The 22,359-nt window shown below is 57.1% G+C and carries 24 protein-coding genes, 1 pseudogene and 1 riboswitch; of the genes and pseudogenes, 14 read left to right on the top strand and 11 right to left on the bottom strand.

Going from position 1 to position 22,359, the window contains the following annotated elements; genetic code table 11:
- The first annotated feature begins 117 nt into the window (after positions 1 to 117).
- The 5 genes from RT657_RS06625 (at position 118) to RT657_RS06645 (ending at position 4,618) form a co-directional block, all read left to right on the top strand.
- Positions 118 to 828 (top strand): IclR family transcriptional regulator, encoded by a 711-nt coding sequence (locus RT657_RS06625; protein WP_313653257.1) that lies wholly within the window; start codon positions 118 to 120, stop codon positions 826 to 828.
- 397 nt (positions 829 to 1,225) lie between these two features.
- Positions 1,226 to 2,206 (top strand): DUF1852 domain-containing protein, encoded by a 981-nt coding sequence (locus RT657_RS06630; protein WP_313653258.1) that lies wholly within the window; start codon positions 1,226 to 1,228, stop codon positions 2,204 to 2,206.
- Positions 2,207 to 2,235: 29 nt separating this feature from the next.
- Positions 2,236 to 3,267 carry a methionine synthase gene (locus tag RT657_RS06635; protein ID WP_313653259.1) on the top strand — a complete coding sequence of 344 codons (1,032 nt, stop codon included), beginning with the start codon at positions 2,236 to 2,238 and terminating at the stop codon, positions 3,265 to 3,267.
- A 236-nt stretch (positions 3,268 to 3,503) separates the two neighbouring features.
- The gene (locus RT657_RS06640) at positions 3,504 to 4,133 is read left to right on the top strand and encodes a LysE family translocator (RefSeq protein WP_313653260.1); all 630 of its coding nucleotides are present in this window, start codon (positions 3,504 to 3,506) and stop codon (positions 4,131 to 4,133) included.
- A 56-nt stretch (positions 4,134 to 4,189) separates the two neighbouring features.
- Positions 4,190 to 4,618 (top strand): GFA family protein, encoded by a 429-nt coding sequence (locus RT657_RS06645; RefSeq protein WP_313653262.1) that lies wholly within the window; start codon positions 4,190 to 4,192, stop codon positions 4,616 to 4,618.
- An 11-nt stretch (positions 4,619 to 4,629) separates the two neighbouring features.
- Here RT657_RS06645 and RT657_RS06650 read toward each other — a convergent pair whose 3' ends face one another.
- Positions 4,630 to 5,178 carry an AAA family ATPase gene (locus RT657_RS06650; RefSeq protein ID WP_409520983.1) on the bottom strand — a complete coding sequence of 183 codons (549 nt, stop codon included), beginning with the start codon at positions 5,176 to 5,178 and terminating at the stop codon, positions 4,630 to 4,632.
- 397 nt (positions 5,179 to 5,575) lie between these two features.
- Here RT657_RS06650 and RT657_RS06655 point away from each other — a divergent pair, with 397 nt between their 5' ends.
- From RT657_RS06655 to RT657_RS06680, 6 genes are all read left to right on the top strand, one after another.
- On the top strand, positions 5,576 to 6,694 hold the full coding sequence (locus RT657_RS06655; protein WP_313653266.1) for an alkene reductase: 1,119 nt from the start codon (positions 5,576 to 5,578) through the stop codon (positions 6,692 to 6,694).
- A 16-nt stretch (positions 6,695 to 6,710) separates the two neighbouring features.
- Positions 6,711 to 7,025: a helix-turn-helix transcriptional regulator gene (locus tag RT657_RS06660; protein WP_313653268.1), complete on the top strand. Its 315-nt coding sequence runs from the start codon at positions 6,711 to 6,713 to the stop codon at positions 7,023 to 7,025.
- Between the two features lie 117 nt (positions 7,026 to 7,142).
- Positions 7,143 to 7,262: riboswitch (TPP riboswitch) on the top strand.
- 130 nt (positions 7,263 to 7,392) lie between these two features.
- Positions 7,393 to 8,331: an FAD-dependent oxidoreductase gene (locus tag RT657_RS06665; RefSeq protein ID WP_313653270.1), complete on the top strand. Its 939-nt coding sequence runs from the start codon at positions 7,393 to 7,395 to the stop codon at positions 8,329 to 8,331.
- Positions 8,321 to 8,518: a sulfur carrier protein ThiS gene (gene thiS / locus RT657_RS06670; RefSeq protein ID WP_313653272.1), complete on the top strand. Its 198-nt coding sequence runs from the start codon at positions 8,321 to 8,323 to the stop codon at positions 8,516 to 8,518. The genes RT657_RS06665 and thiS overlap by 11 nt, the downstream gene beginning before the upstream one ends.
- A gap of 2 nt (positions 8,519 to 8,520) precedes the next feature.
- A complete protein-coding gene (locus RT657_RS06675) occupies positions 8,521 to 9,279 on the top strand; it encodes a thiazole synthase (protein WP_313653274.1) in 759 nt (252 codons plus the stop codon).
- Positions 9,280 to 9,288: 9 nt separating this feature from the next.
- Positions 9,289 to 10,257, top strand: a complete 969-nt coding sequence (locus tag RT657_RS06680) for a HesA/MoeB/ThiF family protein (RefSeq protein WP_313653276.1) — start codon at positions 9,289 to 9,291, stop codon at positions 10,255 to 10,257.
- Positions 10,258 to 10,259: 2 nt separating this feature from the next.
- Here the strand turns inward: RT657_RS06680 and RT657_RS06685 are convergent, their stop codons facing one another.
- Both RT657_RS06685 and RT657_RS06690 read right to left on the bottom strand, forming a co-directional pair.
- A complete protein-coding gene (locus RT657_RS06685) occupies positions 10,260 to 10,673 on the bottom strand; it encodes an ASCH domain-containing protein (RefSeq protein ID WP_313653277.1) in 414 nt (137 codons plus the stop codon).
- Between the two features lie 215 nt (positions 10,674 to 10,888).
- A pseudogene (locus tag RT657_RS06690) lies at positions 10,889 to 11,431 on the bottom strand (thioredoxin).
- A gap of 301 nt (positions 11,432 to 11,732) precedes the next feature.
- On the opposite strand from RT657_RS06690, the gene RT657_RS06695 reads away from it, so the two are divergent.
- Together RT657_RS06695 and RT657_RS06700 are read left to right on the top strand one after the other, a co-directional pair.
- Positions 11,733 to 12,002 (top strand): hypothetical protein, encoded by a 270-nt coding sequence (locus RT657_RS06695; RefSeq protein WP_313653279.1) that lies wholly within the window; start codon positions 11,733 to 11,735, stop codon positions 12,000 to 12,002.
- Positions 12,003 to 12,336: 334 nt separating this feature from the next.
- Positions 12,337 to 12,864 (top strand): sterol desaturase family protein, encoded by a 528-nt coding sequence (locus RT657_RS06700; protein WP_313653280.1) that lies wholly within the window; start codon positions 12,337 to 12,339, stop codon positions 12,862 to 12,864.
- Here the strand turns inward: RT657_RS06700 and crtB are convergent.
- The 6 genes from crtB to RT657_RS06730 all read right to left on the bottom strand — a co-directional run bounded on the left by crtB (position 12,803) and on the right by RT657_RS06730 (position 19,312).
- Positions 12,803 to 13,732, bottom strand: coding sequence for a 15-cis-phytoene synthase CrtB (crtB, locus tag RT657_RS06705; protein ID WP_313653281.1), 930 nt, complete (start codon positions 13,730 to 13,732; stop codon positions 12,803 to 12,805). The two genes, RT657_RS06700 and crtB, sit on opposite strands and share 62 nt — an antisense overlap.
- Complete coding sequence (locus RT657_RS06710; protein ID WP_313653282.1) at positions 13,729 to 15,207, bottom strand: phytoene desaturase; 1,479 nt, start codon at positions 15,205 to 15,207, stop codon at positions 13,729 to 13,731. The genes crtB and RT657_RS06710 overlap by 4 nt, the downstream gene beginning before the upstream one ends.
- Positions 15,204 to 16,364: a lycopene beta-cyclase CrtY gene (gene crtY, locus RT657_RS06715; RefSeq protein WP_313653284.1), complete on the bottom strand. Its 1,161-nt coding sequence runs from the start codon at positions 16,362 to 16,364 to the stop codon at positions 15,204 to 15,206. Before crtY ends, RT657_RS06710 begins: the two co-directional genes overlap by 4 nt.
- Positions 16,351 to 17,646, bottom strand: a complete 1,296-nt coding sequence (locus RT657_RS06720; RefSeq protein ID WP_313653285.1) for a glycosyltransferase — start codon at positions 17,644 to 17,646, stop codon at positions 16,351 to 16,353. The genes crtY and RT657_RS06720 overlap by 14 nt, the downstream gene beginning before the upstream one ends.
- A gap of 9 nt (positions 17,647 to 17,655) precedes the next feature.
- Positions 17,656 to 18,564 carry a polyprenyl synthetase family protein gene (locus RT657_RS06725; protein ID WP_313653286.1) on the bottom strand — a complete coding sequence of 303 codons (909 nt, stop codon included), beginning with the start codon at positions 18,562 to 18,564 and terminating at the stop codon, positions 17,656 to 17,658.
- A 217-nt stretch (positions 18,565 to 18,781) separates the two neighbouring features.
- Positions 18,782 to 19,312 (bottom strand): YtfJ family protein, encoded by a 531-nt coding sequence (locus RT657_RS06730; RefSeq protein ID WP_313653287.1) that lies wholly within the window; start codon positions 19,310 to 19,312, stop codon positions 18,782 to 18,784.
- 166 nt (positions 19,313 to 19,478) lie between these two features.
- Between RT657_RS06730 and RT657_RS06735 the strand changes: the two genes are divergently transcribed.
- The gene (locus RT657_RS06735; protein ID WP_313653288.1) at positions 19,479 to 19,706 is read left to right on the top strand and encodes a hypothetical protein; all 228 of its coding nucleotides are present in this window, start codon (positions 19,479 to 19,481) and stop codon (positions 19,704 to 19,706) included.
- Positions 19,707 to 19,819: 113 nt separating this feature from the next.
- On the opposite strand, the gene RT657_RS06740 is transcribed toward RT657_RS06735, so the two are convergent.
- Positions 19,820 to 20,497 carry a pirin family protein gene (locus RT657_RS06740; protein ID WP_313653289.1) on the bottom strand — a complete coding sequence of 226 codons (678 nt, stop codon included), beginning with the start codon at positions 20,495 to 20,497 and terminating at the stop codon, positions 19,820 to 19,822.
- Positions 20,498 to 20,611: 114 nt separating this feature from the next.
- Positions 20,612 to 22,339: a DUF2534 family protein gene (locus tag RT657_RS06745; RefSeq protein ID WP_313653290.1), complete on the bottom strand. Its 1,728-nt coding sequence runs from the start codon at positions 22,337 to 22,339 to the stop codon at positions 20,612 to 20,614.
- Positions 22,340 to 22,359: the final 20 nt, after the last annotated feature.

A 22,359-nucleotide genomic window follows, 5' to 3' on the forward strand; every position in this document is an offset into this window, starting at 1 on the left:
TATAGCGAGGTTAATTCCGATCGCACCAGTGTTAAGCACCTATTTGTGATGTAAATACGATGTGAATCACAAATTGCGCGGTAAACTGCCTGCCGTCGGAAACAGGAGAACCTACTGATGGGAAATGAAGGCGTAATCGCCGTAGAAAAAGCGCTGGCGCTGCTGGACTGTTTCAAACCGGGCGAGGAAGCATTAACGCTGACCGCGCTCGCGCAGCTTTCGGGCTACCATAAAACGACGGTTTATCGTCTGATGAACTCACTGGAGCGGATGAACTATGTCATCCGCCGCGACAATGGCGTGTATACCCTCGGACCCAGGCTGCTCTATCTGGGCAAGCTCTATGAGCAATCTTTCCATCTTGCCAGCGTGGTTCAGCCTGAACTGCATGCGCTGGCCGCCGCCACCGGCGAGAGTGCGACCTGGTATGTGATTGAAAACGGCGAGCGTCTCTGCCTGTTCAGAGCCGAGCCGTCCGAAGGGCTGCGGGAAACGCGCCTGCCCGGCACCTCTCTGCCGCTGGATAACTCCGCAATTGGGCAGGTTCTGCGTCACTGGGGACAGAATGAAGCGCTGTTTGACGCCGTACCTGAATTGCCATTGTTTACCTCCGGCATCCGCGATCCCCACATCGCCTCGTTGTCATTGCCGGTTTTTGGCGAAGGCGACAGGCTGCTTGCGGCGCTGGCGCTCACCGGACCAGCCTCCCGACTGACAGAGTCGATGCGCGAAAGCGGGCTGGGCCAGTTAATGCGTGAGGCTGCCTGCAGACTCTCACTCAAATCCGGCGCACGGAAAGTGCTGTGTGAGCAACTGTACCAGGTTTAACGGTCGCGCTTTGCGCTGACGCTATGTTACTGAGTGAGCGGCGTGGTCAGACTGTCGTGCGGGAACCTGCAGGTTTCCGCATTTGCACTATTTCACCCTTCAGCACAATGCTGATGCGTCTGTTCCGGGTGCCGCAAGCCGGACCTGCCGCCATTTTAAGGTTCCGGAGCATGATGCTTTCAGCGAGCTGAAAGAACCTGCAACACAGCGATGTGAAGAAATTCCAACATCATTGCGCCAACATGAATTTCCTTCATGTTCATTGAAAATTGATCACTTTTTTTAAACCGGTAGTTGAGGCATAAAGTAAGAATTGTTAATAACTTTGTGTCATATAGAGGTTTGTTAAGGGAAATCGCCCTCAACCTCCATATCAGCGAGCAGGATACCGACAGCGATGAATACTTTAGCCTTTACCCTCAAGCGCATTCGTTTCGACGAAAACTATAACCCTTCGAAAAATACGCGGGCGACGACTAACTTCGCTAACTTAGCGCGTGGTGAAAAACGTCAGGAGAATCTGCGTAACGCCCTGGCGATGATCAACAATCGCTTTAACGCACTGGCAAACTGGGATAATCCAAAAGCCGATCGCTATTCTGTCGAACTGGATATTATCTCTGCAGAGCTGAATCTCTCTACCAGTGGCGCTGATGAATCTTTTCCGGCGATTGAAATTCTGAAAACGCAGATTGTCGATCATCACACCGGTCAGCGCATCGAAGGTATTGTGGGCAACAACTTCTCATCCTACGTGCGTGATTACGATTTCAGCGTGGTGCTGGCCGAATATAACAAGGGGCAGACAGAATTCAGTACGCCGGAGGATTTTGGCCAGCTGCACGGCAACATCTTTAAAAGCTTTGTTAATTCGGCGGTTTATAAAGAGAATTTCAGCAAATCACCGGTTATCTGCCTGAGCGTTTCAAGTAAAAACACCTATGTGCGGACCAGTAATCAGCATCCGGTGCTCGGGGTCGAATACCAGCAGGATGCGCCTTCGCTGACTGATTTTTATTTTGGAAAAATGGGCCTGAAGGTGCGCTTCTTTATGCCGCAGGGCAGCGTCGCGCCGCTGGCGTTCTATTTCCACGGTGACCTGCTCAGCGATTACACCAATCTTGAGCTTATCAGCACTATCAGCACCATGGAAACCTTCCAGAAAATCTATCGCCCGGAAATTTATAATGCGAACTCTGCCGCCGGACAGTGCTATCAGCCAACGCTGCAGCATCAGGACTATTCGCTTACCCGTATTGTTTACGATCGCGAAGAGCGCAGCCGGCTGGCCGTTGAGCAGGGCAGATTTACTGAGACGCATTTTATTAAGCCTAACCAGACGCTGCTCTCACAATGGTCTGCTGAATCCGTTCTTTGATTAATTAAAATAGAAAAAGGTCACCTGCTATGAAAACGTTATTACCAACATCCACTGCGGGCAGCTTGCCTAAACCCTCATGGATTGCGCAGCCAGAGGTTCTCTGGTCACCCTGGAAACTGCAGGATGAAGAGCTGGTTGATGGTAAACGAGATGCGCTGCGTCTCTGTCTGGATGACCAGGTGCGGGCCGGTATCGATATCGTGAGCGACGGCGAACAGACCCGTCAGCACTTCGTGACCACTTTTATTGAGCATCTTAGCGGTGTGGATTTTGAAAAGCGTGAAGTGGTTCGTATCCGTAATCGCTACGATGCAAGCGTGCCAACCGTGGTGGGTGAAGTCTCCCGTCCGAAGTCAGTCTTCGTCGAAGATGCAAAGATTCTGCGCAAGCTGACCGATCGTCCGATCAAGTGGGCATTACCAGGTCCGATGACCATGATCGATACGCTGTACGACAACCACTATAAAAGTCGCGAAAAGCTGGCCTGGGAATTTGCCCGCATCCTCAATCAGGAAGCGAAAGAGCTGGAAGCGGCGGGTGTGGATATCATTCAGTTTGATGAACCCGCGTTTAACGTCTTCTTCGATGAGGTAAATGACTGGGGCATCGCGGCACTGGAGCGCGCAGTGGAAGGCCTGAAGTGCGAAACTGCGGTTCACATCTGCTATGGCTACGGGATCAAAGCTAATACTGACTGGAAAAAGACGCTGGGCACAGAGTGGCGTCAGTATGAAGAGGTCTTCCCCAAACTGCAGCGTTCGGCTATCGATATCGTCTCGCTGGAGTGCCAGAACTCACGCGTGCCGATGGATCTGATAGAGCTGATTCGTGGCAAGAAAGTCATGGTCGGAGCCATCGACGTAGCGACCCATGAGATTGAGACGCCTGAGGCCGTGGCCGACACCCTGCGCAGGGCGTTGCAGTTTGTGGATGCGGAGAATCTCTATCCGTCCACTAACTGCGGCATGATCCCACTGCCGCGCCATGTCGCGAATGGTAAACTGCATGCGTTAAGCGCCGGTGCAGAGATTGTCCGCAGAGAAATTCTGGGCAAATAACTCCCCACTGAACACGCTGTCCGGCTGGCGAAGCGACACTGGCCGGACTGCGTGCACTTCATCTTTCCTTAGCCAGACCACGTTCTTCTTTTTTGCACAGGCTCAGAACGGGCGATGAAAAGGTTGCTGATTGCTGTATTCAGGGGCCTTAACGGGTTCCTGTCGTAAAGAGTCATGGCATTTCATGGTATCAGCCGATATAAATGATTTTTCATTCCTCCCTTCAGAGAAATAACATGGCCCTTTCGCATGAACTGCTGCTGATTTTCACGACCTATCTTATCGCGACGGCCAGCCCCGGACCGAGCAACATGGCGATTATGGGCACGGCAATGAAAAAGGGCAGAGGCGCCGCGCTGGCGCTGGCGGCGGGTGTGGTGAGCGGGTCGCTGCTCTGGGCGCTGCTGGCCGCCTGCGGTGTGCTGACCGTGCTGGCGACTTTTGCACAGTTGCTGATCGTGCTGAAAATGGGCGGGGGGTGTTATCTGCTCTGGCTGGCGTTTAAAGCGGGTAAATCGGCCTTACGCCGGACGGAAGCCGCGGCTCTGAACGCCAGTGGGGAGCGGGTCGCCTATGGCCGGCTTTTCCGGCAGGGCATCCTGATGCACGTCGGCAATCCTAAAGCGATTCTGACCTGGGTGGCTATCATGTCATTTGCGATGAAGCCGGACGGCGGTGCCTCGACGCTACCCATCATCATTTGCGGCTGTGCAGCGATTTGCGTCTGCGTGTTTGGCGGCTACGCGCTGCTGTTCTCAACCGCCGTGATGAGTACCTTCTACCTGCGCATCCGTCGCGGACTTGATGCGCTGTTAGCCTGCTGCTTTGCGCTGGCAGGTGTGAGGCTGATTTTCGGCCGTAGCTAGCGGCTTATGCGTCGGGTCTGCTGATGGCCCGGCATTTCAATATTCAAGGCGATTAAATGAAAGGCACATGTCTGTGTGAAACCGTGACCTTTGAACTCACCGTCACGCCAGCGTTCTATTACCGCTGCCACTGTTCCCTGTGCAGGAAACAGAGCGGAACCGGGCATAACCTCGCAACACTGGTTAAAGAGCGTGACTTTACCTGGCTATCCGGAGAGACGCAGATTGCGTCATGGTCCAGACCGAGCGGTTATCGATGCGACTTCTGTTCCCGCTGCGGCGCTGCGGTGCCAAACCGGTTGCGTGGCCATGCGTATATCTGGATCCCGGTGGGTTTGCTTGATGAGCCTGCCGATATGCAGTGCATTGGGGATTACTGCACCGATGACGCGATGCCCTGGGACACCACCCGGTCTGCAACTAACCACGCAGGGCCCGTCGCGTCGCTGAATGCGCTGTTAGGGAGCCTGAAGCTCGTTGATTAATGGCCAGAGGGTTATCTGCGAACGTTTAATGCTAACCCCCAGTGTTCCGAGCAGGCCTTAATCTCCTGCGAAGAGTGAAGCAGAATTTTTGGCAGGCTGACCTGGTCGAAAAGCTGCTGGTGGCGTTTCCGGTTCTGTGGAGCGGTGCGGATAATATATTTCAGCATCGGCAAAGTTACCGGATCGTGGCCCGAACCCAGCCCGCCAATGCGTGGGGCAGACGAGTAGCACCTGCGGATGTATCTGAGCAGGGCTACCGGCACGCTGACATCCAGCAGAATCAGCCCTGTGGCGCGGGCGAGTCGTTCCGTAATGCATTTTGTGTAGTTCCCCTCGATCACCCATTTTTCTCCACTCACCGCCTCAGCATGCAGCTGGAGAAATTCTGCCGTTGCTCTGGGCCGCCACTGACTCCCCGGCGCATGATGAAGCTGATCAAGATAGACAGCGGGTAAAGCGGTTTTGCGGGAAATCGCGTCTGCCAGGGTCGATTTTCCACTGTTCGACGGCCCCATAATACATATACGTGGTCCGAGCGCATCTAAAGAGAGGGGGTTAATCACAACGTTTCCTCTGGATGTTTCCTGCGGAAGGGATAGCGGAGAAACACTGCCGCTAGAGATCTTCTGAAAGGCAATGGCCATGATAATAAACGACCACGTGGCGATTTGTCACAATACGCTGCAGCCGGGCGCGCAGGACAGGTGGGAGAGGCGGTGCCCGCGCGGCGCAAGCGTCTGCTGAGCATGCGCTGAATCGCCTGAATCTCTTACGCCAGTCGGAGCAGGCGTTCGCTAAAACGTTTTTAACGCTTCACATTATCCTGCCACTGCGCCAGACTCAGTGTTTGCCGATTCCGGCACCCGCTACACGGTCTCCAAAAAAAGTGATAACACATTTACAAATTTAAATGTGTAAATATAATGGCGGCTTTTCACACGTCAGAGGATTTGTTTTATGCCGTCACTTTTCAGCCCCCTGAATCTGGGCGATCTCAGGCTTCGTAACCGCATCGTTCTGCCACCGCTGACACGCTGTCGCAGCGAACAGCCGGGCAATATCCCGGGTGAGATGATGGTCGACTATTATCGCCAGCGTGCCAGTGCCGGATTGATGATTACCGAAGGCACGCAGATTGAGCCGCGCGGGCAGGGTTACGCCTGGACACCAGGCATTCACAGTGAGGCACAGATCGCAGGCTGGAAAAAGGTGACAGAGGCAGTGCATCAGCAGGGCGCCACGATTTTCTGCCAGCTCTGGCATGTAGGCCGCGTATCACACAATGAACTTCAGCCGGGCAAACAGGCGCCGGTTGCCCCCTCCGCCATCGCCGCCGATAACGTCCGGGTATTTATCGAAACCGGACCGGGCGCGGGGATGCTGACCGCGCCCAGCGAGCCACGCGAACTGACTACTTATGAAGTCAAAGAGATCGTAGGGCTCTACCGGCAGGCAGCGGAAAATGCTAAAGCTGCCGGATTCGACGGCGTCGAGCTGCATTCCGCTAACGGTTATCTGATTAACCAGTTTATTTCGGCGCACACCAACTTTCGCACGGACGAATATGGTGGCTCGGCTGAGAATCGTCTGCGCTTTCTGCGTGAAGTGGTTCAGGCCGTCAGTTCTGTGTTTGGCAGCCATCGGGTTGGCGTCCGGTTTGCGCCCCTGTTTTCGAGCACCGACGAGGAGCGCGTTTATCTCGGTCTGGTTGAAAGGGATCCGCATGCCACCTATATCCGCGCCGCGCAACTGCTGAATGAGCTGGAGGTCGGCTACCTTTCTATCGCTGAAGCGGACTGGGATAACAGCCCGGCGATGCCGGAAAGTTTCCGCATCGCCCTGCGCGATACCTTCCGTTCGCCGATCATCTATTCCGGCCGCTATACCGCAGAAAAGGCGCAGCAGATGCTGGAAAAAGGCTGGGGCGATCTGTTTGGTTTTGGCCGCACCTTCATTGCCAATCCCGATCTGCCTGCGCGTATCCGATCAGGTTATCCCCTGAACGCGGTGGACCACGCCTCGCTGTATGGTGGCGATGAGAAAGGGTATACTGACTATCCTTTTTACCCATCCTGATACCCTGTGAGGCGGCATGTCCCCGGAAAATGCCCTGAAGCTGCTGGCCAACCCCACACGCGTTGCCGTGCTGAAGTGGCTCAAAGAACCTGACGATGCGTTTGCGGGCTATTCGCAGCTCTACCCCTTCGATCAGTACGGTGTCTGCGCCAGCCTCATCCAGGACAAGGCGGGCTTATCACAGCCCGCCACCTCGTTATGCCTCAAGGCCCTTCAGGGTGCGGGTCTGGTTGAAGCCAGCAAAGTGGGCAAGTGGACCTACTACCGCCGCGCCGAACCACGTATCCGCGAAGTCACTGAGACCCTGACACAGGCGCTGCAGGCGCTCTGATCGCTTCAGCCCCCGCAACGCCAGACGAACCGGAGTTGCCTGTTTCTTTTTTCTCCGCGCTTTTCTGCAGCGCCTTTATGCCCGCGTCTTGACGAACCCGCCCGCTTAACTTACAACTAGACCCGTCAGGGGAGTCTCGCCGGAGAGACTGAGAGGCTAATAGCGCATCGCGCGGCTTAGCGACCCTTAGAACCTGACCCAGTTGATACTGGCGTAGGAAGACGGGTATCGCATCGCCGCCGATACTTGCCGCAGAGGCGCATACGCCTTTGCCTTTTCCCTCTGTATCACGGGTCTTCGTTAACAAAAACGAGGGCAATGTGAAAAATCTCATCCTGAAACGTTCTCTTCCTGCCGGATGGCCGTCATGAGCCGCTGGTCGGTGCTGGGCAGCGGCGTGGCCGGGCTCTGTGTCGCCACGCTGCTGATGGAGCGCGGAGAAACGGTCGAAATCATTACGCAACCTGACTGCCGTGCCGCTTCGCACTGGGCGGGCGGGATGCTCGCGCCCTGGTGTGAAGCGGAAAGCGCGCCACCCGAGGTGATCGCGTGGGGCCAGCATGCGACGGGCTGGTGGGCGCAGCGCGTGAAAGGCGTTGAGCAGCACGGTACGCTGGTCGTTGCACCGCCGCGTGACAGCCGTGAACTGACCCGCTTTGCCAGTCTGACCCAGGCGCATCAGTGGGTGACGCCGGGTGACATTGAGCCCGCACTGGAAAACCGTTTTGCCCGGGGGCTGTTTTTCGCAGCGGAAGCGCATCTCGACCCGCGTCGGGCGATGCAGCAGCTGCGCGACACGCTGCAGCAGGCGGGCGTCGCCATTCACAGCGGACAACCCACCGGAAAAATCATCGACTGCCGGGGTATCCACGCGGCTGCTCAACAACCTCAATTGCGTGCGGTGCGGGGCGAAATGGTGATCCTGCAGACGCCCGATATTCAGATTTCCCGCCCGGTGCGGCTGCTGCATCCCCGCTTTCCCTGCTATCTGGTTCCGCGTGTCGGGGGGCACTTCATGCTGGGGGCCACCATGGTTGAAAGCCATGACAGCAGCCCGATCAGCGCCAGGGCGATGATGGAGCTGCTCAGTGCCGCCTACAGCCTGCATCCGGCGCTGGCCGAAGCCCGCATCGTGGAGAGTGGTACCGGCCTGCGGCCCGCTTACCGGCAGAACCTGCCGGAGGTGCGCTACGAAAATGGCCGTTTTTCGCTGAATGGCCTTTATCGCCACGGCTTTTTACTGGCCCCAATCATGGCTGAAAAACTTATGCTGCAACTGACCCGGGAGATGACACATGCAGGTTGAACTTAATGGACGCACAATCGAAACCGATGCCAGCACGCTGGCGGAACTGATGGCGGAGCAGCAGATCGACATGCGCAGCGTGGCCACTGCCCTGAACGGTACGTTTGTGCCGCGCAGCGGTTATGCCAGCCAGCGGCTTGAGACGGGCAGTCAGGTTGAAATCCTGTCACCGATGCAGGGAGGTTAATCATGTTCTATCAGTTCGAACCTCAGTCGCGATTCCTGCTCGGCACCGCCGGTTATCCCTCGCCAGCGATCCTCCATCAGGCAATCGACGCCTCCGGCACGGAGATCATTACCGTCAGCCTGCGTCGCGAAGGCAGCGACGGCGGCGCTTTCCGCTCACTATTGCAGCAGGTGAATAAACGGATATTGCCTAACACCGCGGGCTGTCACACGGTCAAAGAGGCGGTGACGACGGCGCAGATGGCGCGCGAACTTTTCGACACGCCGTGGATCAAGCTGGAGGTGATCGGTCACGCCGACACGCTGCAGCCCGACCCTTTTGCGCTGGTGGAAGCGGCCCGCATCCTCTGCGCTGAGGGTTTTCAGGTCTTCCCTTACACCACAGAAGATCTGATCGTAGGCGAAAAACTGCTGGAGGCGGGCTGCGAGATGCTGATGCCCTGGGGGGCGCCGATTGGTTCCGGCCAGGGATTGCGTAACATCGAAGGGCTGCGCGCAATGCGTAGCTGGTTCAGCGATGTGCCGCTGATTATCGATGCGGGTATCGGTGCACCCGGTCAGGCGGCGCAGGCGATGGAGATGGGTTTCGATGGCGTGCTGCTTAACACGGCGGTTGCCAAAGCTGGCGATCCGGTACGGATGGCCGGGGCCTTCGCCGCCGCGATACACGCCGGACGCGAGGCATTTGAAGCGGGGTTGATGGAGCCTCGCGATATGGCATCGGCCTCGACGCCAATTTTCGGGCTGGCACAGTTCAGTTAAGGAGGGGGGATGGAGCGTTATCAGCGACAGACCATGCTGCCGGAGATTGGGGAAGCGGGGCAGCAGCGGCTGAGCAGGGCCCGCATTCTGGTGGTGGGTGCAGGCGGACTCAGCGCGACGCTGCTGCCGTTACTGGCGGGCGCAGGCATCGGCTTTATTCGTCTTTACGATGGTGACCGGGTTGAACTGCACAACCTTCATCGGCAGACGCTGTTCGGCGTTGAGGATGTGGGGCAGCCAAAAGCCCTGTGCGCACAGCGCGCACTGGCAGAGCGGAATCCGGACTGTCTGGTTGAGGCGTATCCCTCTGCACTCGGTGCCAGTCAGTTGCCGCAGACGCTGGAGGGAATCGATCTGGTGGTGGATGCGGCGGATAATTTTGCCATTACCTATCAGCTTTCCGATGCCTGCTATCCGCGAGGCATCCCATTGATCTGCGCGTCGGTGCTGGGACGCAAAGGCTACGTGGGGGGCTTCTGTGGTGGCGCACCCGGTTATCGTGCGCTTTTTCCGCGGTTACCCACTGCGGCAGGGAACTGTAATACCGCCGGTGTGATGGGACCGGCTGTCGCGACGCTGGGTGCGATGCAGGCGCAGATGGCGCTGAGCGTGTTGTTAAATCTGACGCCGTCGCCGCTGGGTTGCATGATCCAGTGCGATTTTGTGGAGTGGCACATCAGGCGGTTCCGCTTTGACGATGCGCAGGAACCAGAGGGCCCCGTCATGCCTTTCATTGATCGGTGCATGCTGACGGAAGAGGATTGCATCGTAGAGCTGCGCAGCCCGGAAGAGGCACCGGTCAGCGTCGCCGGTCAGGTTGAGCGGGTCCTGCCAGAGCAGATTGCCAGCTGGCAGCCGCCAGCGCATCAGCGTGTAGTGCTGGTCTGTGCCAGTGGACTCCGCGCCGCACAGGCGGCGGAGCTCCTCGCCGCACGGGGCATCACGCGGGTGGCGCTGATGGCGGCGAACACGCTTTAACGCTACATCACTTCGACTAGCTGGAAGGTCTCGAAAATCAGCTCCATTTCGGCGTGGAAATAGCCTCCACGCTGGAAATAACGCTGATGCTCCTGTCGCCAGTAATCGAGGCTCAGATCGCCTTCGCCTTCCAGCATCGCCATCTCAGGGGTCACCCGGTCAAAGCGTGTCAGAAACAGTCCGGTGGTGCGGATCACACAGACGGGGGCTTGGTCGCCGTTCAGGACGATGGTATAGCCGCCCGGCTGTGGCAGCGGATCCTGCTGCTGCCAGCTCTCTAATGCGCCACAGGTGGCCACTTTTTTCCCGGCGATAATCAGTGTGGCCAGCGCATTGGCTAATTCCGGTGAGTCACCGAAAGCATCGGTTATCGCATCCGGGTATTTTTCCCTGACCTGTTCCAGCGTCATCGTCATTTGCAAGTCCTTGTTGAGTTACGCGTCTCCGGCGCTGGCGTTGCCTGCCGCCGTCAAACCCTTGTGATGAGCCGCTGCAGCGGCTTACGTTCAGCCTTGAGCTGAGAGCGATACAGCTTAACTGTCCTGGTGACGGAAAAACAATTAATATGATCAGACAATTAAGTTTGCCGGGCAGAAAAGGGACAGGCATCACACGATCACGTTACCCATAATTAACGCGTCAGGAAACCTGCCCAGTGCGCAATGTCGTCACCGCTACCGATCTCAGCCTGCACCAGACCATTGACCATAAAGGTGGGTGAAACGTGAATGCCGTTCTGCCGGGCATATTTGCAGTGCTACTTGATGGCATTCTGCAGGTCAGGCTGATCGAATGCGGCAAAAGCATCCACGCCGCTGCAGGCTTTCAGGCGCTGAAGAATCTGATTCGGCGTGGCATCACGGTTCGGGCCGGTACAATGATCGGTGAACGCAAACTCTTCACGATGATCGGCCACCGCCTGTATCACCGCGCTTCGCGGCGGTTTTACTGTCACAGCAGCGGCAAGGGTATAGCGCACGATCAGGCCGGAAAAGAGGCGCCAGGGCGGTGACTGCAGACGAATCTTCAGCGTCATCTGCTCTTCACCGACGTGCGCCAGTAATGCGTCTGATTTATTAAATGCGCGCACCGAAAAAGGACAGGTGGATTCAGGAAAGACTTCGAAAATCGCAGGGCCGTGACCCCAGACCAGGCTATCGGCAGGCTGACTCATCAATAACGCCTTAAAGATAATCGGAAAAGTAAGGGATTTTACCCTGGCAAATCATCAGGGCATGAGCCAGTTAATCATCGGCTCTCATTGTTACAAAAAAGCAGCAGTCAGCCGCAGCACGGCGTGAAGCAGGCGACAGGGCGGTGTATTAATCGTTAGAATTGCTGGTTTTAGTACGTGCTATAACGCGCTTCATCTTTGCTGACGAGCCACTATAGTTATCAGCAGATTAATGAAATTGTGTCTTCGACGCTGTAGCTAATCGTATGGCTGAGCCGATAAGCATGAAAAGAGGTTAATTTTGTATAACGATCTCACCTGGAAAACGCTCCATCGCGTTATCAACCAGACGATCTCTGACATGCTGGATGAGCAGCAGACTATCAATGTGTTGTCACTGCGCGCCCGACTGCACGAAAGGGCGGAAAAAGAAGAAGATGAAGTGATGGTGCTCTGCTACTGGCAGGCAAGCAAAATTCTGATGCGATTACCCCCTACTGTTACTGCCGGACAGCTAATTGAAGCCGCCCGCCATGCTTTCCGCACGCCGCTGGATCACGATCTGCTGTGAATTTTGGGTTTAAGGCGGCTGCCTGCTCTGTTTTTTTAAAAACAAGGCAGAGTTAACGGGCCTGGGGTGAATAACACTCTCCCTATTAATATCGCTCCGACATTCTGACTGAAAGTCTGAAAACGTTGCCAGCGACTGAATCCGCCATAAGGCTTCAGTCATTCATCAGGTGTCTGACCTGCCAGACCCCTGCAGCCGGGCTATATATCGGCAGTACTGATTTATCTTTTGCAGCTATCGTAAATAGCCGCCAGACCCGTCCCGCTGTTTTCTGTAATCTCTGTTAAAATTGAACCGCTGCGCCACCGTGCAGGATGTTTATTCGGGAGAAACTATGTTGTGGATTTGGAATGCCCTGATTGTTCTGGTCACTGTGGTCGGTATGGAAATTACGGCTGCGCTGGCGCATAAATATATTATGCATGGGTGGGGTTGGGGCTGGCACCTGTCACATCATGAGCCGCGTAAAGGCTGGTTCGAGGTCAATGATCTTTATGCCGTCGTGTTTGCCGGATTGTCGATTTTGCTGATCTACCTCGGCAGCATCGGTATCTGGCCGTTGCAGTGGATTGGGGCGGGGATGACGCTGTATGGCCTGCTCTACTTTATTGTGCATGACGGGCTGGTGCATCAGCGCTGGCCATTCCGTTATGTACCGCGCCAGGGCTATTTACGCCGCCTCTATATGGCGCATCGCCTGCATCATGCGGTACGTGGCAGAGAAGGCTGTGTTTCATTTGGTTTTCTTTATGCGCCGCCGCTGGAAAAACTGCAGGCGACGCTGCGCGAGCGTCACGGGGCTAAACGGGGCGCTGCCAGAGGTGAGCGGGGCGCGGAGCAGGACGTGCCATCCGGGAAGTAACAGCCTGACCAGATGCTGCCATCAGCAGCGTCAGTTTCTCTGGCGTGCTGGTGGACTGGCGCTGATCCCAGGCTGCAGGACCTGCAGAAACCACTTTGATACCGATTTTACGATACACCTGTTTTGCCGTTGCAATCGCCCACGCCGAGCGAAGCGGCAAGCCAGGCAGCCCTGCCGATGATGAGTGATAATAGGGTTCAGCCGCCTCTACCAGCCGCCGGGCAATGCGACTGAGCGCCTGCCGGTGTTCTCTGTCAGCCAGATTCTCACGCGTCAGCCCCTCCTCCGCCAGCCATGTTTCAGGCAGATAACAGCGTCCCGCCTCCGCGTCCTCAACGATATCCCGCGCGATATTGGTCAGCTGAAACGCAAGACCAAGGTCGCAGGCGCGGTCCAATGTCGCGTTGTCACGTACGCCCATGATCTGCGCCATCATCAGGCCCACCACACCCGCGACGTGATAGCAGTAACGCAGCGTATCATCCAGCGTCTGATAGCGTGTCTCCTGCACATCCATCGCGAAGCCCGCCAGATGATCGAAGGCGTAAGCGGGCAGAATATCGTGCGCCATTGCCACCTCCTGAAAGGCCGCGAAGGCGGGCTCATGCATCTGGGATCCGGCATACGCCTGACGGGTTTTTATCTCAAGCTGGTTAAGGCGCTGTTCAGCAGACTGCGGGGAAGGCATATCGTTGCTGAAACCCAGCACCTGATCGTCAATCACGTCGTCACAGTGGCGGCACCACGAATAGAGCATCAGCACACTGCGCCGCGTTCTGGCATCAAAAAGTTTAGAGGCCGTCGCAAAGCTCTTTGACCCGACCTCCATCGTCTCTACAGCATGATCGAGCAGTGACGGACTGTTCAAGCCAGATCCTCCACCATTAATCCTGCGGTCGCTTTGGCCGAACCAATCACGCCAGGAATGCCCGCGCCGGGATGGGTACCCGCACCGACGAGGTAGAGGTTGCTGATATGCTTATCACGATTGTGCGGCCGGAACCAGGCGCTCTGCGTCAGGATCGGTTCTACCGAGAATGCCGAACCCTGATACGCATTCAGCTCATCGCGGAAATCAAATGGCGTAAAGATACGATGCGTCACTAACTGGCTGCGCAGACCGGGCATGTAGTGCGCTTCCAGATAGTCAAAGATGCGATCGCGCAGGCGCGGGCCTTCAACCGCCCAGTCAACATCGGCGGTGCCGAGATGCGGAACCGGCGCGAGAACGTAGTAGCTGCCGCAGCCTTCCGGCGCCAGCGAGGGGTCGGTCACGCAGGGCGCATGCAGGTAGAGCGAGAAATCCTCGGCCAGCGCATCCTTATTGAAGATCTCATCAATTAATTCACGGTAGCGCGGACCGAAACAGACCGTATGGTGCGCCAGCTGATCGTGATGATGATTCAGGCCAAAATAGATTACAAACAACGAGTTACTCATACGCTTATTCTGCAGGGTTTTTCCCTGTGCGACTGACGCCGGATGCTGACTCAGTAGTTCACGGTAGGTGTGAACCACATCCGCATTGGAGGCAACCGCCCGGGTCGGGAAGACACGGCCATCTTCCAGATGGACAGCAGTAATCTGGTTTTTCTGTGTTTCCAGATGAGCAACGCTGGCATTCAGCTCAACTTCGCCGCCAAGGTCTTCAAACAGTTTCACCATGCCCCGAACCAGCGCACCCGTGCCGCCACGCGGGAACCAGACGCCCCATTCCCGCTCCAGCGCATGGATCAGGGTATAGATCGAGGAGGTGGCAAACGGGTTACCGCCGACCAGCAGCGAATGAAATGAGAAAGCCTGACGCAGATGCTCATCTTCGATGTAGCTCGCCACTTTACTGTAAACGCTGCGCCACGCCTCCAGTTTCACCAGCTGGGGGGCGGCCCGCAGCATGTCGCGGAACGAGAGAAACGGCACGGTGCCAAGTTTGAGATAGCCTTCTGCAAACACCGCGCGCGAATAGTTCAGGAAGCGATGATACCCTTCAACGTCACGCGGATTAAACGCGGAAATCTGCGCTTCCAGCGCAGGCTGGTCGTTGTCATAACTGAAGACCTTGCCAGACTCCCAGCAGAGGCGATAGAACGGCCTGACCGGCATCAGCTCGACGTAGTCAGAAAGTTTCTTGCCCGCCAGGGTGAACAGCTCTTCAATAGCACTGGGATCGGTGATCACTGTTGGGCCGGCATCAAAGGTAAAGCCCTGGTCCTCGTAGACATACGCCCGGCCGCCAGGCTTGTCACGCTGCTCCAGCAGTCGGGTCGGGATACCGGACGCCTGAAGGCGAATTGCCAGTGCCAGGCCACCAAAGCCTGCGCCAATTACCGTAGTTCTGTTCATTGCTTCGCCTGTTGACGGTGAGGGGTCATAATAGCCTGTAACGCTGCCAGCACGGGAACCGGCGGTTTGCCGCTTAAGATGCGCAGCCGATCAGGCAGAGTCAGTTTTCCCGCATAAAAACGGGCAATGAGACCTTCGGGAAGGCCGTAAAATCGTTGCATAACCTGCCAGCGGCGATCGGCAGGCCCGGCCAGAAACAACATTCGGTTGAGCATGCGGAAAAAACGCTGCTGCTGCCAGGTCTGACGGGCGAATTGCGCAATGGCGGCGTGCAGATCGTCTGAGGTAAATGTCTGCATTTCCGCCAGCCGCTCTGCCAGCGAAACCGCCAGCGGCAGGGAGTAACCGGTCGTGGGATGAAACAGGCCGGCGCGCAGCCCGCTGCAGGGCAGATCGCGCTTTAGCCAGAAGGCGTCAGCGTCACCCGTTAATGTAATTGGCAACGCGCCCTGTTCTTCGCGCAGCAGTCGGTCTAACTGCCAGCCCTGCCGGGCGGCGTAGTCGCGAATATTCTGACGCGCGCGGTCGCTTTCCAGCGTCGCCTTGTCGATATAGTGCGTATCTTCAATCAGCAGCGTATTGGCCGAAAAAGGGAGGCTGTAAACGAAGCGGTAACCCGCCTGCTGGTCCACCGTTGCATCCATGATAATCGGAACGGTCAGGCCGTGCGGCTCCCTGAGCTGCCATTCCTGACCGACAAATGACTGAAAGCCCATGCGCAATGCACTGTCGGGCTGATAGCCCCGGCCATCAATGATTGCGTCACTCTCCAGCACGCGGCCATCTTCCAGGGTAACCGCATGTGATGCGACGGCGGCCACACGCGTGTTCAGCAGCAGCTCCGCGCCGAGCCTGTCGTGTATCACCTGCGAAAAGCGCTCTGCGGTAACACAAAAATAGCCGCTGTTCAGGCTGCGATGGCGTTGGGGAAAACGCACCTCATAGCCTGACCAGTGGTGCGCCACCAGCGGGGCTATCCAGCGATGCTGGCTCGCCGTCAGATCATCGGCATGAAACGACCAGGTGTGACCTGCACCCGGCTCGCTTTCGGCGTCAATCAGCAGGATGCGCAGTGAGGGGCGTTGCTGGCGCAGGCGCAGGGCGATTAAGCCGTTAGCCAGTCCGGCGCCCACCAGGATCAGATCATACCGTGGCATACTCACTCCTGGCGCTGACCGGTTGTCGGGTATGCATAGCCTGCTCAACAATGTCTGCCGCCAGCGCAGTGCCGCCCGCCTGATGCAGCTCGTCGCGCAGCGTTATCATCTGCTGACGGTAGTGGTCATCGGTCAGTAGCGTCTGTAATTGACGGGCCATCGAATGGCTGGTGGCAAAGCGTGAGGCGCGGCGTCCTATTCCATGCCAGATTACGCGCGCGGCCACACCGGGCTGATCGAACGCCAGCGGAATGGTCAGCAGCGGCGTGAGATGCGTGATTGCATCCAGCACGGTGTTCATCCCGCCGTGGGTAATTGCCAGATCGGCCTGAGCCAGCGCCGTCGCCTGGTCGGCAAAATCGACTACCTGAACATGGCTCGCCTGAGCCAGTTTCTCCACCTGAAAGGCAGTCAGGCGGCCACAATGGGCCAGCAGCAACTGCGCATCGATCTCCTGACAGGCACGGACGATAGTTTTAAACAGGCCGTAGCGGTGGCCCTGCAGCGTACCAAGAGACGCAAAGATACGGGGTTTCCCGTCGTCCTTGAAATAGCGAGGATGCGTGGTACTGACGCTGCTGTCTGATGCGCGCAGTGGCCCCACCGAATGAAAATGATCGGGCAGGGCCTGACGCGGAAAATCCAATGATGGGATCAACTGACTGATCTGGGCCAGCGGTGAAAAACAGTGATGCAGCTTTTCGCGCGAGGCGATGCCCATCGCCTGAGCATGATGGGCAATGACCCGGTCGTGGCCGCGCATCAGCCAGTCATAAATCTTTTCACTGGCGCGATAGCGTTCGCGCGCTTGATCGCTGTTGCCATACTCAAACGGCATGACGGCCAGTGGAAAGTCAGCCTCCCGGTTAAGCGGCAGCGCACAGGCAACCGAGACGTAAGGCAATGCCAGCGCCTCTGCCACCAGTGCGCCCGCGGGTTCCATCTGATCGACAATGACGCCATCAATCGCCAGTGTGTTCAGCACGACCGGCAGTTCGCGGCAGAGCATATCGGTACTGCGGGCCATCTCATTAATCAGTTTCAGCATTGAGGGCCCGAGCGGATGGGCCGCCAGATTCAGCGTGTGCGCCAGGCTGCCCACCGGATGAGAGGTTAAACCCAGCGGAAAAAAGTTGATACGGTTGTCGCTAAGTAGCGAGCTGACATCGCTCTGCTGAATAAAGGTAATCTGATGACCGCGTGCAATCAGGGCCTGACTAAGATGCTGAAGCGCCTGCACATGGCTGTAAAAGGGCGGTGCAATGACCGCAAAGTGGCTCATGCAGCATCCTTAACTGACGGCAGCGAGTTTTTTCTCAAACCAGGCCTGAACAAAATGGTGGGTGGCGTAGCCGTCCTGGCAGGCAGATGAGAGATGTTCGCTGGCGCAACGCAGGTGGTCGCGCAATTGTGTTTCAACAGCCTGTGGCCCCAGCAGATTGACCAGCGTCGATTTCCCCTCGTCTTTGTGTGCATCTTTGCCGGTATCAGTCATGCCGTCCATCAGGTCATCCAGCAGCTGAAAAGCCTGGCCCAGATTGAGTGAGAACCGACGCAGCTGCTCACGCGTTTCGCCTGACGCTTCTGCGACGATAGAGGCCATCTGCATTGAGGCGCAGAAAAGGGTGCTGGTTTTATAGTGGTTGGTCATCAGAATGGCATCGGCGCTACGTGGTTTGTCGCCTTCTGAAAGATCTTTGAACTGACCCTGTACCAGCCCCTGCATGCCGACCGCCTGGGATAACTCGGCGACCGCATCCGCTCTGGCTGCAGCGGTCAGGCCTTCTGCCACTGCAATCACGCCAAAAGCCTTACTTAACAGCGCAACGGCAGCAAGGATTGCAACATGTTCGCCATACTGACAGTGAATGGTCGGACGCCCGCGCCGCAGCTGCGCATCATCCATGCAGGGCATGTCATCCAGGATCAGCGAGGCGGCATGGACCATCTCTACGGCGCAGGCGAGATCCAGCAGACCGGCAGGCGTGGCGCTGCAGCCCAGGTCATGCGCTGCCAGCATCAACAGCAGCGGGCGGATGCGCTTTCCCGGTGCCAGCGCACCGTCACGCATCGCTGCGCCAACCAGGTCGCGTTCACTTTCAACCGGTAAAAGCTGGTCGAGCCGTTGCTCAATCTCTTTCAGCAGAGTGGCTGCATCGCTGTGTGTGAAACTGACGTGTTGTTCTACACAGGCCGTCATCAAGGCTGTCCTTATCTACAGAGGAAGTCACAGCAGGTCGAAATGATTCGATGCCATCTTCAATACTCGTCCCCGACTGCCATCATACTGCAGGCATGTTTTAAAAACGGCGGGTAAATCCATTACCATTAAGCGTAGTTCAGGATGATAAAAATGTTGGAGAATTCAGGCGCATTCCGCGTTTTGCAGCCAATGCAGGTGCATAATTCAGCGTGGATCAGCCCAGTAAATCATGCAGCTGTTTCATCACACTGGCGACATCTTCCGTGGATAATGCGCCATCTTTAGCGAAGCGCACAATACCCTGTGGGTCAATCACCAGAACGGAGGCGCTTTCCGGCTGCAGCTGCCAGCGATGCGCGGTTACGCCACTACTGTCGATAATGAACTGTTGCCCGGGGTCCGCTTTTTTACTGGAGGCGATACTGCGCACCACAAAAAGAGCACTGCCGGGCAGGGCATCGTCTGTGTTGACGATGGTGGTGGTCTGGAAGCGATCGCGCGGTAGCCTGGCCTGCTGGATAGCCGCAATCAGGGGGGCGCTCTGCTCCTTTGCAGAAAGTCGGCCCGCGACATGGATCACCAGCCGCACCTTACCGGCCAGTGACTGGCTATTCCAGCGCTGATAGTGAATGTCGCCCTGATGTAATACCATCTCGCCTTTTTCGGCAATGAAAACGGGGGGAACAGGCTGGCCTGTCTTTAGCATATCTGCCGTGGCAAAACCGGAAAACAGTAAAGCAATCATCAATCCATAATGGCGCACGGGTTCCTCACTTTTTCACAGTCTGCAGCAGGCAACATTTCTGATCATCAGGCAGATGATTAGTATCACATCTATGTTTCAGATCAATAAAAGCATTAAAGATATGGGCTAAAAATGCGGGGAAGGGCTAATTAACATGAGGTGTAAAATGAGCAAAGCACTGATGACCTTACCTGAGTTTGCCTGCTATATCGGCATCAATACACCGACGCTGGCACGCGCGTTCTGCTGCCGGGGATCGCTGGCGGGTGTGCCGCTGCCCCAGGCGCTGGATGATGCCCCGCTGACGCAACGTCACTGGCTGCGCGACGATGTGCGTCAGTTTAATAACGCCTACAGGCGGGTGCAGGCAAGACAGCAGCGTGGCGACCACTGACCGGCTTTTTGCCGGGAAGGCGTGCCTGATCAGCACAGCGGATCGATCAAGCTGTTCCGTTGCCACGCGTCGTTTTCCCTGTCGGGCGGGCGTTCTGCGCCGGGCAAAGAGGGTTATACCGGATAATCGGGTTTTACCAGAAAGCAGACCAGATTAGCATCACGTTCGGCCGCAATTTCCACACCGCTGCCGGAACCGGTGAGCACATCGCCACGGCCCAGCCGCTGATTACCGACGCGGATGATGCCTTCCAGCACCGTCAGCCAGGCGATAAAGCCTGGCATCGCCGGCACATCCAGCGACTGGTTGCGCTCCAGCAGCGTGTCGTAAATATAGGCCTCCTGGCGCAGTTCCAGTGGAGCGTCGGATGTTTCCGGTCCGGCCAGCTCGGTCCAGCCGTTGGTCATAATTCCCTGATCGCGCTCCAGCACCTGGGTCATCGCCTCACCGCCAGCCTGTGAAGGCCGGATAACCGCCTGCAGCAGCTCCGCCTCAAACAGCGGCACCGACTCCTCGTACTGCACCCCTTCGCCCGCATTAACAATCATGACCCGTTTTGCCGAGAGCTGCGTTCGCTCGCCGTTGCTGTCCTGATGCTGCATTGAGCCGCGCCACAGGTAGGTGAACACCTCTTCATCCTGATGCTGCTGCATCGGCATGCGGGCATCCAGTTTCAGTGACATCAGGTCAACGCTGAGCAGGGGGCTTAAGGCCTCGCCGGGACGCTGACGACGGACAGTGAAGGGGCCGTACTCAAACAGCTGTTCAGGGTTTGCACGTACAATGTTCATGATTTGCTCTTTATTAAAGGAAGTTCAATCGATCATAGACCCGCGACGGAAAATGAGAAGCCGGGATGATGGCCCGGCTTCGTCAGTTATTTCGAATAAAAGCCGCTGAGCGGACTATTTACCCTGTTCGTCACTCTCACCGAGGAAGAAGTACCAGAGCGGAATCGACAGCAGGCCGGTAAAGACCGTGGAGTAAAGCAGAATCATCATCGCCTGGGTCATATACATGGTCAGCGACCAGTGACTGAAGGGGATCTGATACTGATCGATCACGCCGCCAATCATCGCATTCGCCATTACCGAAATCACGATCAGTGCCAGCACCGTCACGCTGCGCAGGAAGTAACGCATCTCTTTGCGCTTCACGGCAAAACGTGACTGGACGATAGCCAGCGGAGACTGCTTATCGGGTGCCGTATCCACGTGGACAGTCCGGGCGCGCCGGGCGCTGCGCCAGCGCTGGATATCCAGCAGCAGCAGCAGCAGCAGCAGGCTTACTCCCATCACCGGCAGCGCATAGCCCAGCGCCAGCATCACGATCAGGCTGGCGCCCTGCGCATAGCGCGGCATCGCCAGCCAGGCGGAAAGCAGCGTCTGCGCGGGGCTAAGCTGCGGTACCGCAGGACGGCGAATCCACCACATCCGGTAGCCCAGCACAATCATCGCACAGAGGCCGAAACCAAAAAAAGCGAGGATCAGCTGATTCGCCAGGCCAAACAGCACGCCCATGTGCGCATCCACGCCCCAGCGGGTCAGTTTTGCAACCAGCGGGAAGTGGGCGAACTCTACCCGATCCACCACACTGAAATCGGTTGGATTGATCGACACCGCATCGACCTGACTGGGCCAGCGGCGATCAATCTCTGACACCGTCCACGCCTGATCCTGCTTTTTAGGCTGACGCAGCTCCAGTTTTGCCGCATCCAGTCCGGCCTCACGCGCGGCGACAAGCACCTGATCCCAGTGGGCATCCGGCTGATTCTCTACGACCGGCGCCGCGGTTTTCGCGGGCATCGTCATGTCGGACATGTTCATTCCGGCCATCGTACCGCGATGGTCAGCATGCGGATCGGCGGCTTCGGCGGGCGCTTCACCGTTCAGAGCGGTGTTGACCTGCGGCGTCTTCCAGCCGAAGTCACTGCGCATTTTCTCAATATTGTTGCCCGCCCACTGCGACCAGGTCAGCCCGGTTACCGAGAAGAACACCAGCCCCAGAGCCAGCAGCAGCCCCAGCGTGACGTGCCAGTAGCGGGTAGCTGCAAACCCGCGACGAGCCTTGCGTTTGCGTGGCCGGGTGCCCGCCCATAAAACGATGCCGCCCAGGGCGGCAACCCATAGCCATGAGGCCGCCAGTTCGCTGTAGTTCCGGCCAACATCACCCAGCAACAGGCCGCGATGGAGCTGATCCAGCCACATACGCAGCGGTAACACACCGCTGGTGCCATAGACCGTCATATCTCCTTTCACCTGCAGTGTGTAAGGATCGATAAACAGCGAGCGCGACTCCGACGGACCCAGATCCGGCCCGCTAAACTGTACGCGGGTCGTCTCCTGCGGACCGGGAGCAGGCCGGACAGCGTAGATATGCGCTGATTCTCCGACGCGCATACGTGCGGCGGCAATCTGAGCTGACAGTGGCTGAGCCGCACCCTTAGGTTCGGCAGTCAGGGCATCATGATAGATTGCCTTTTCCAGCTGGGGCGTCAGGACATAGAGCGTCCCGGTAAGGGCAGCAACAAAAATAAACGGCGCAATGAACAGGCCGATGTAAAAATGCAGCCGACGCAGCAGATTAAACAGCGTGCCGCGTGGCGCAGGAGAGATTTCCTGAGAAGAGGACATAACATTCCACACTTTTCAAA

Origin of the sequence: Pantoea sp., assembly GCF_032114055.1 — a bacterium.
Taxonomy (GTDB): Bacteria; Pseudomonadota; Gammaproteobacteria; order Enterobacterales; family Enterobacteriaceae; genus Pantoea.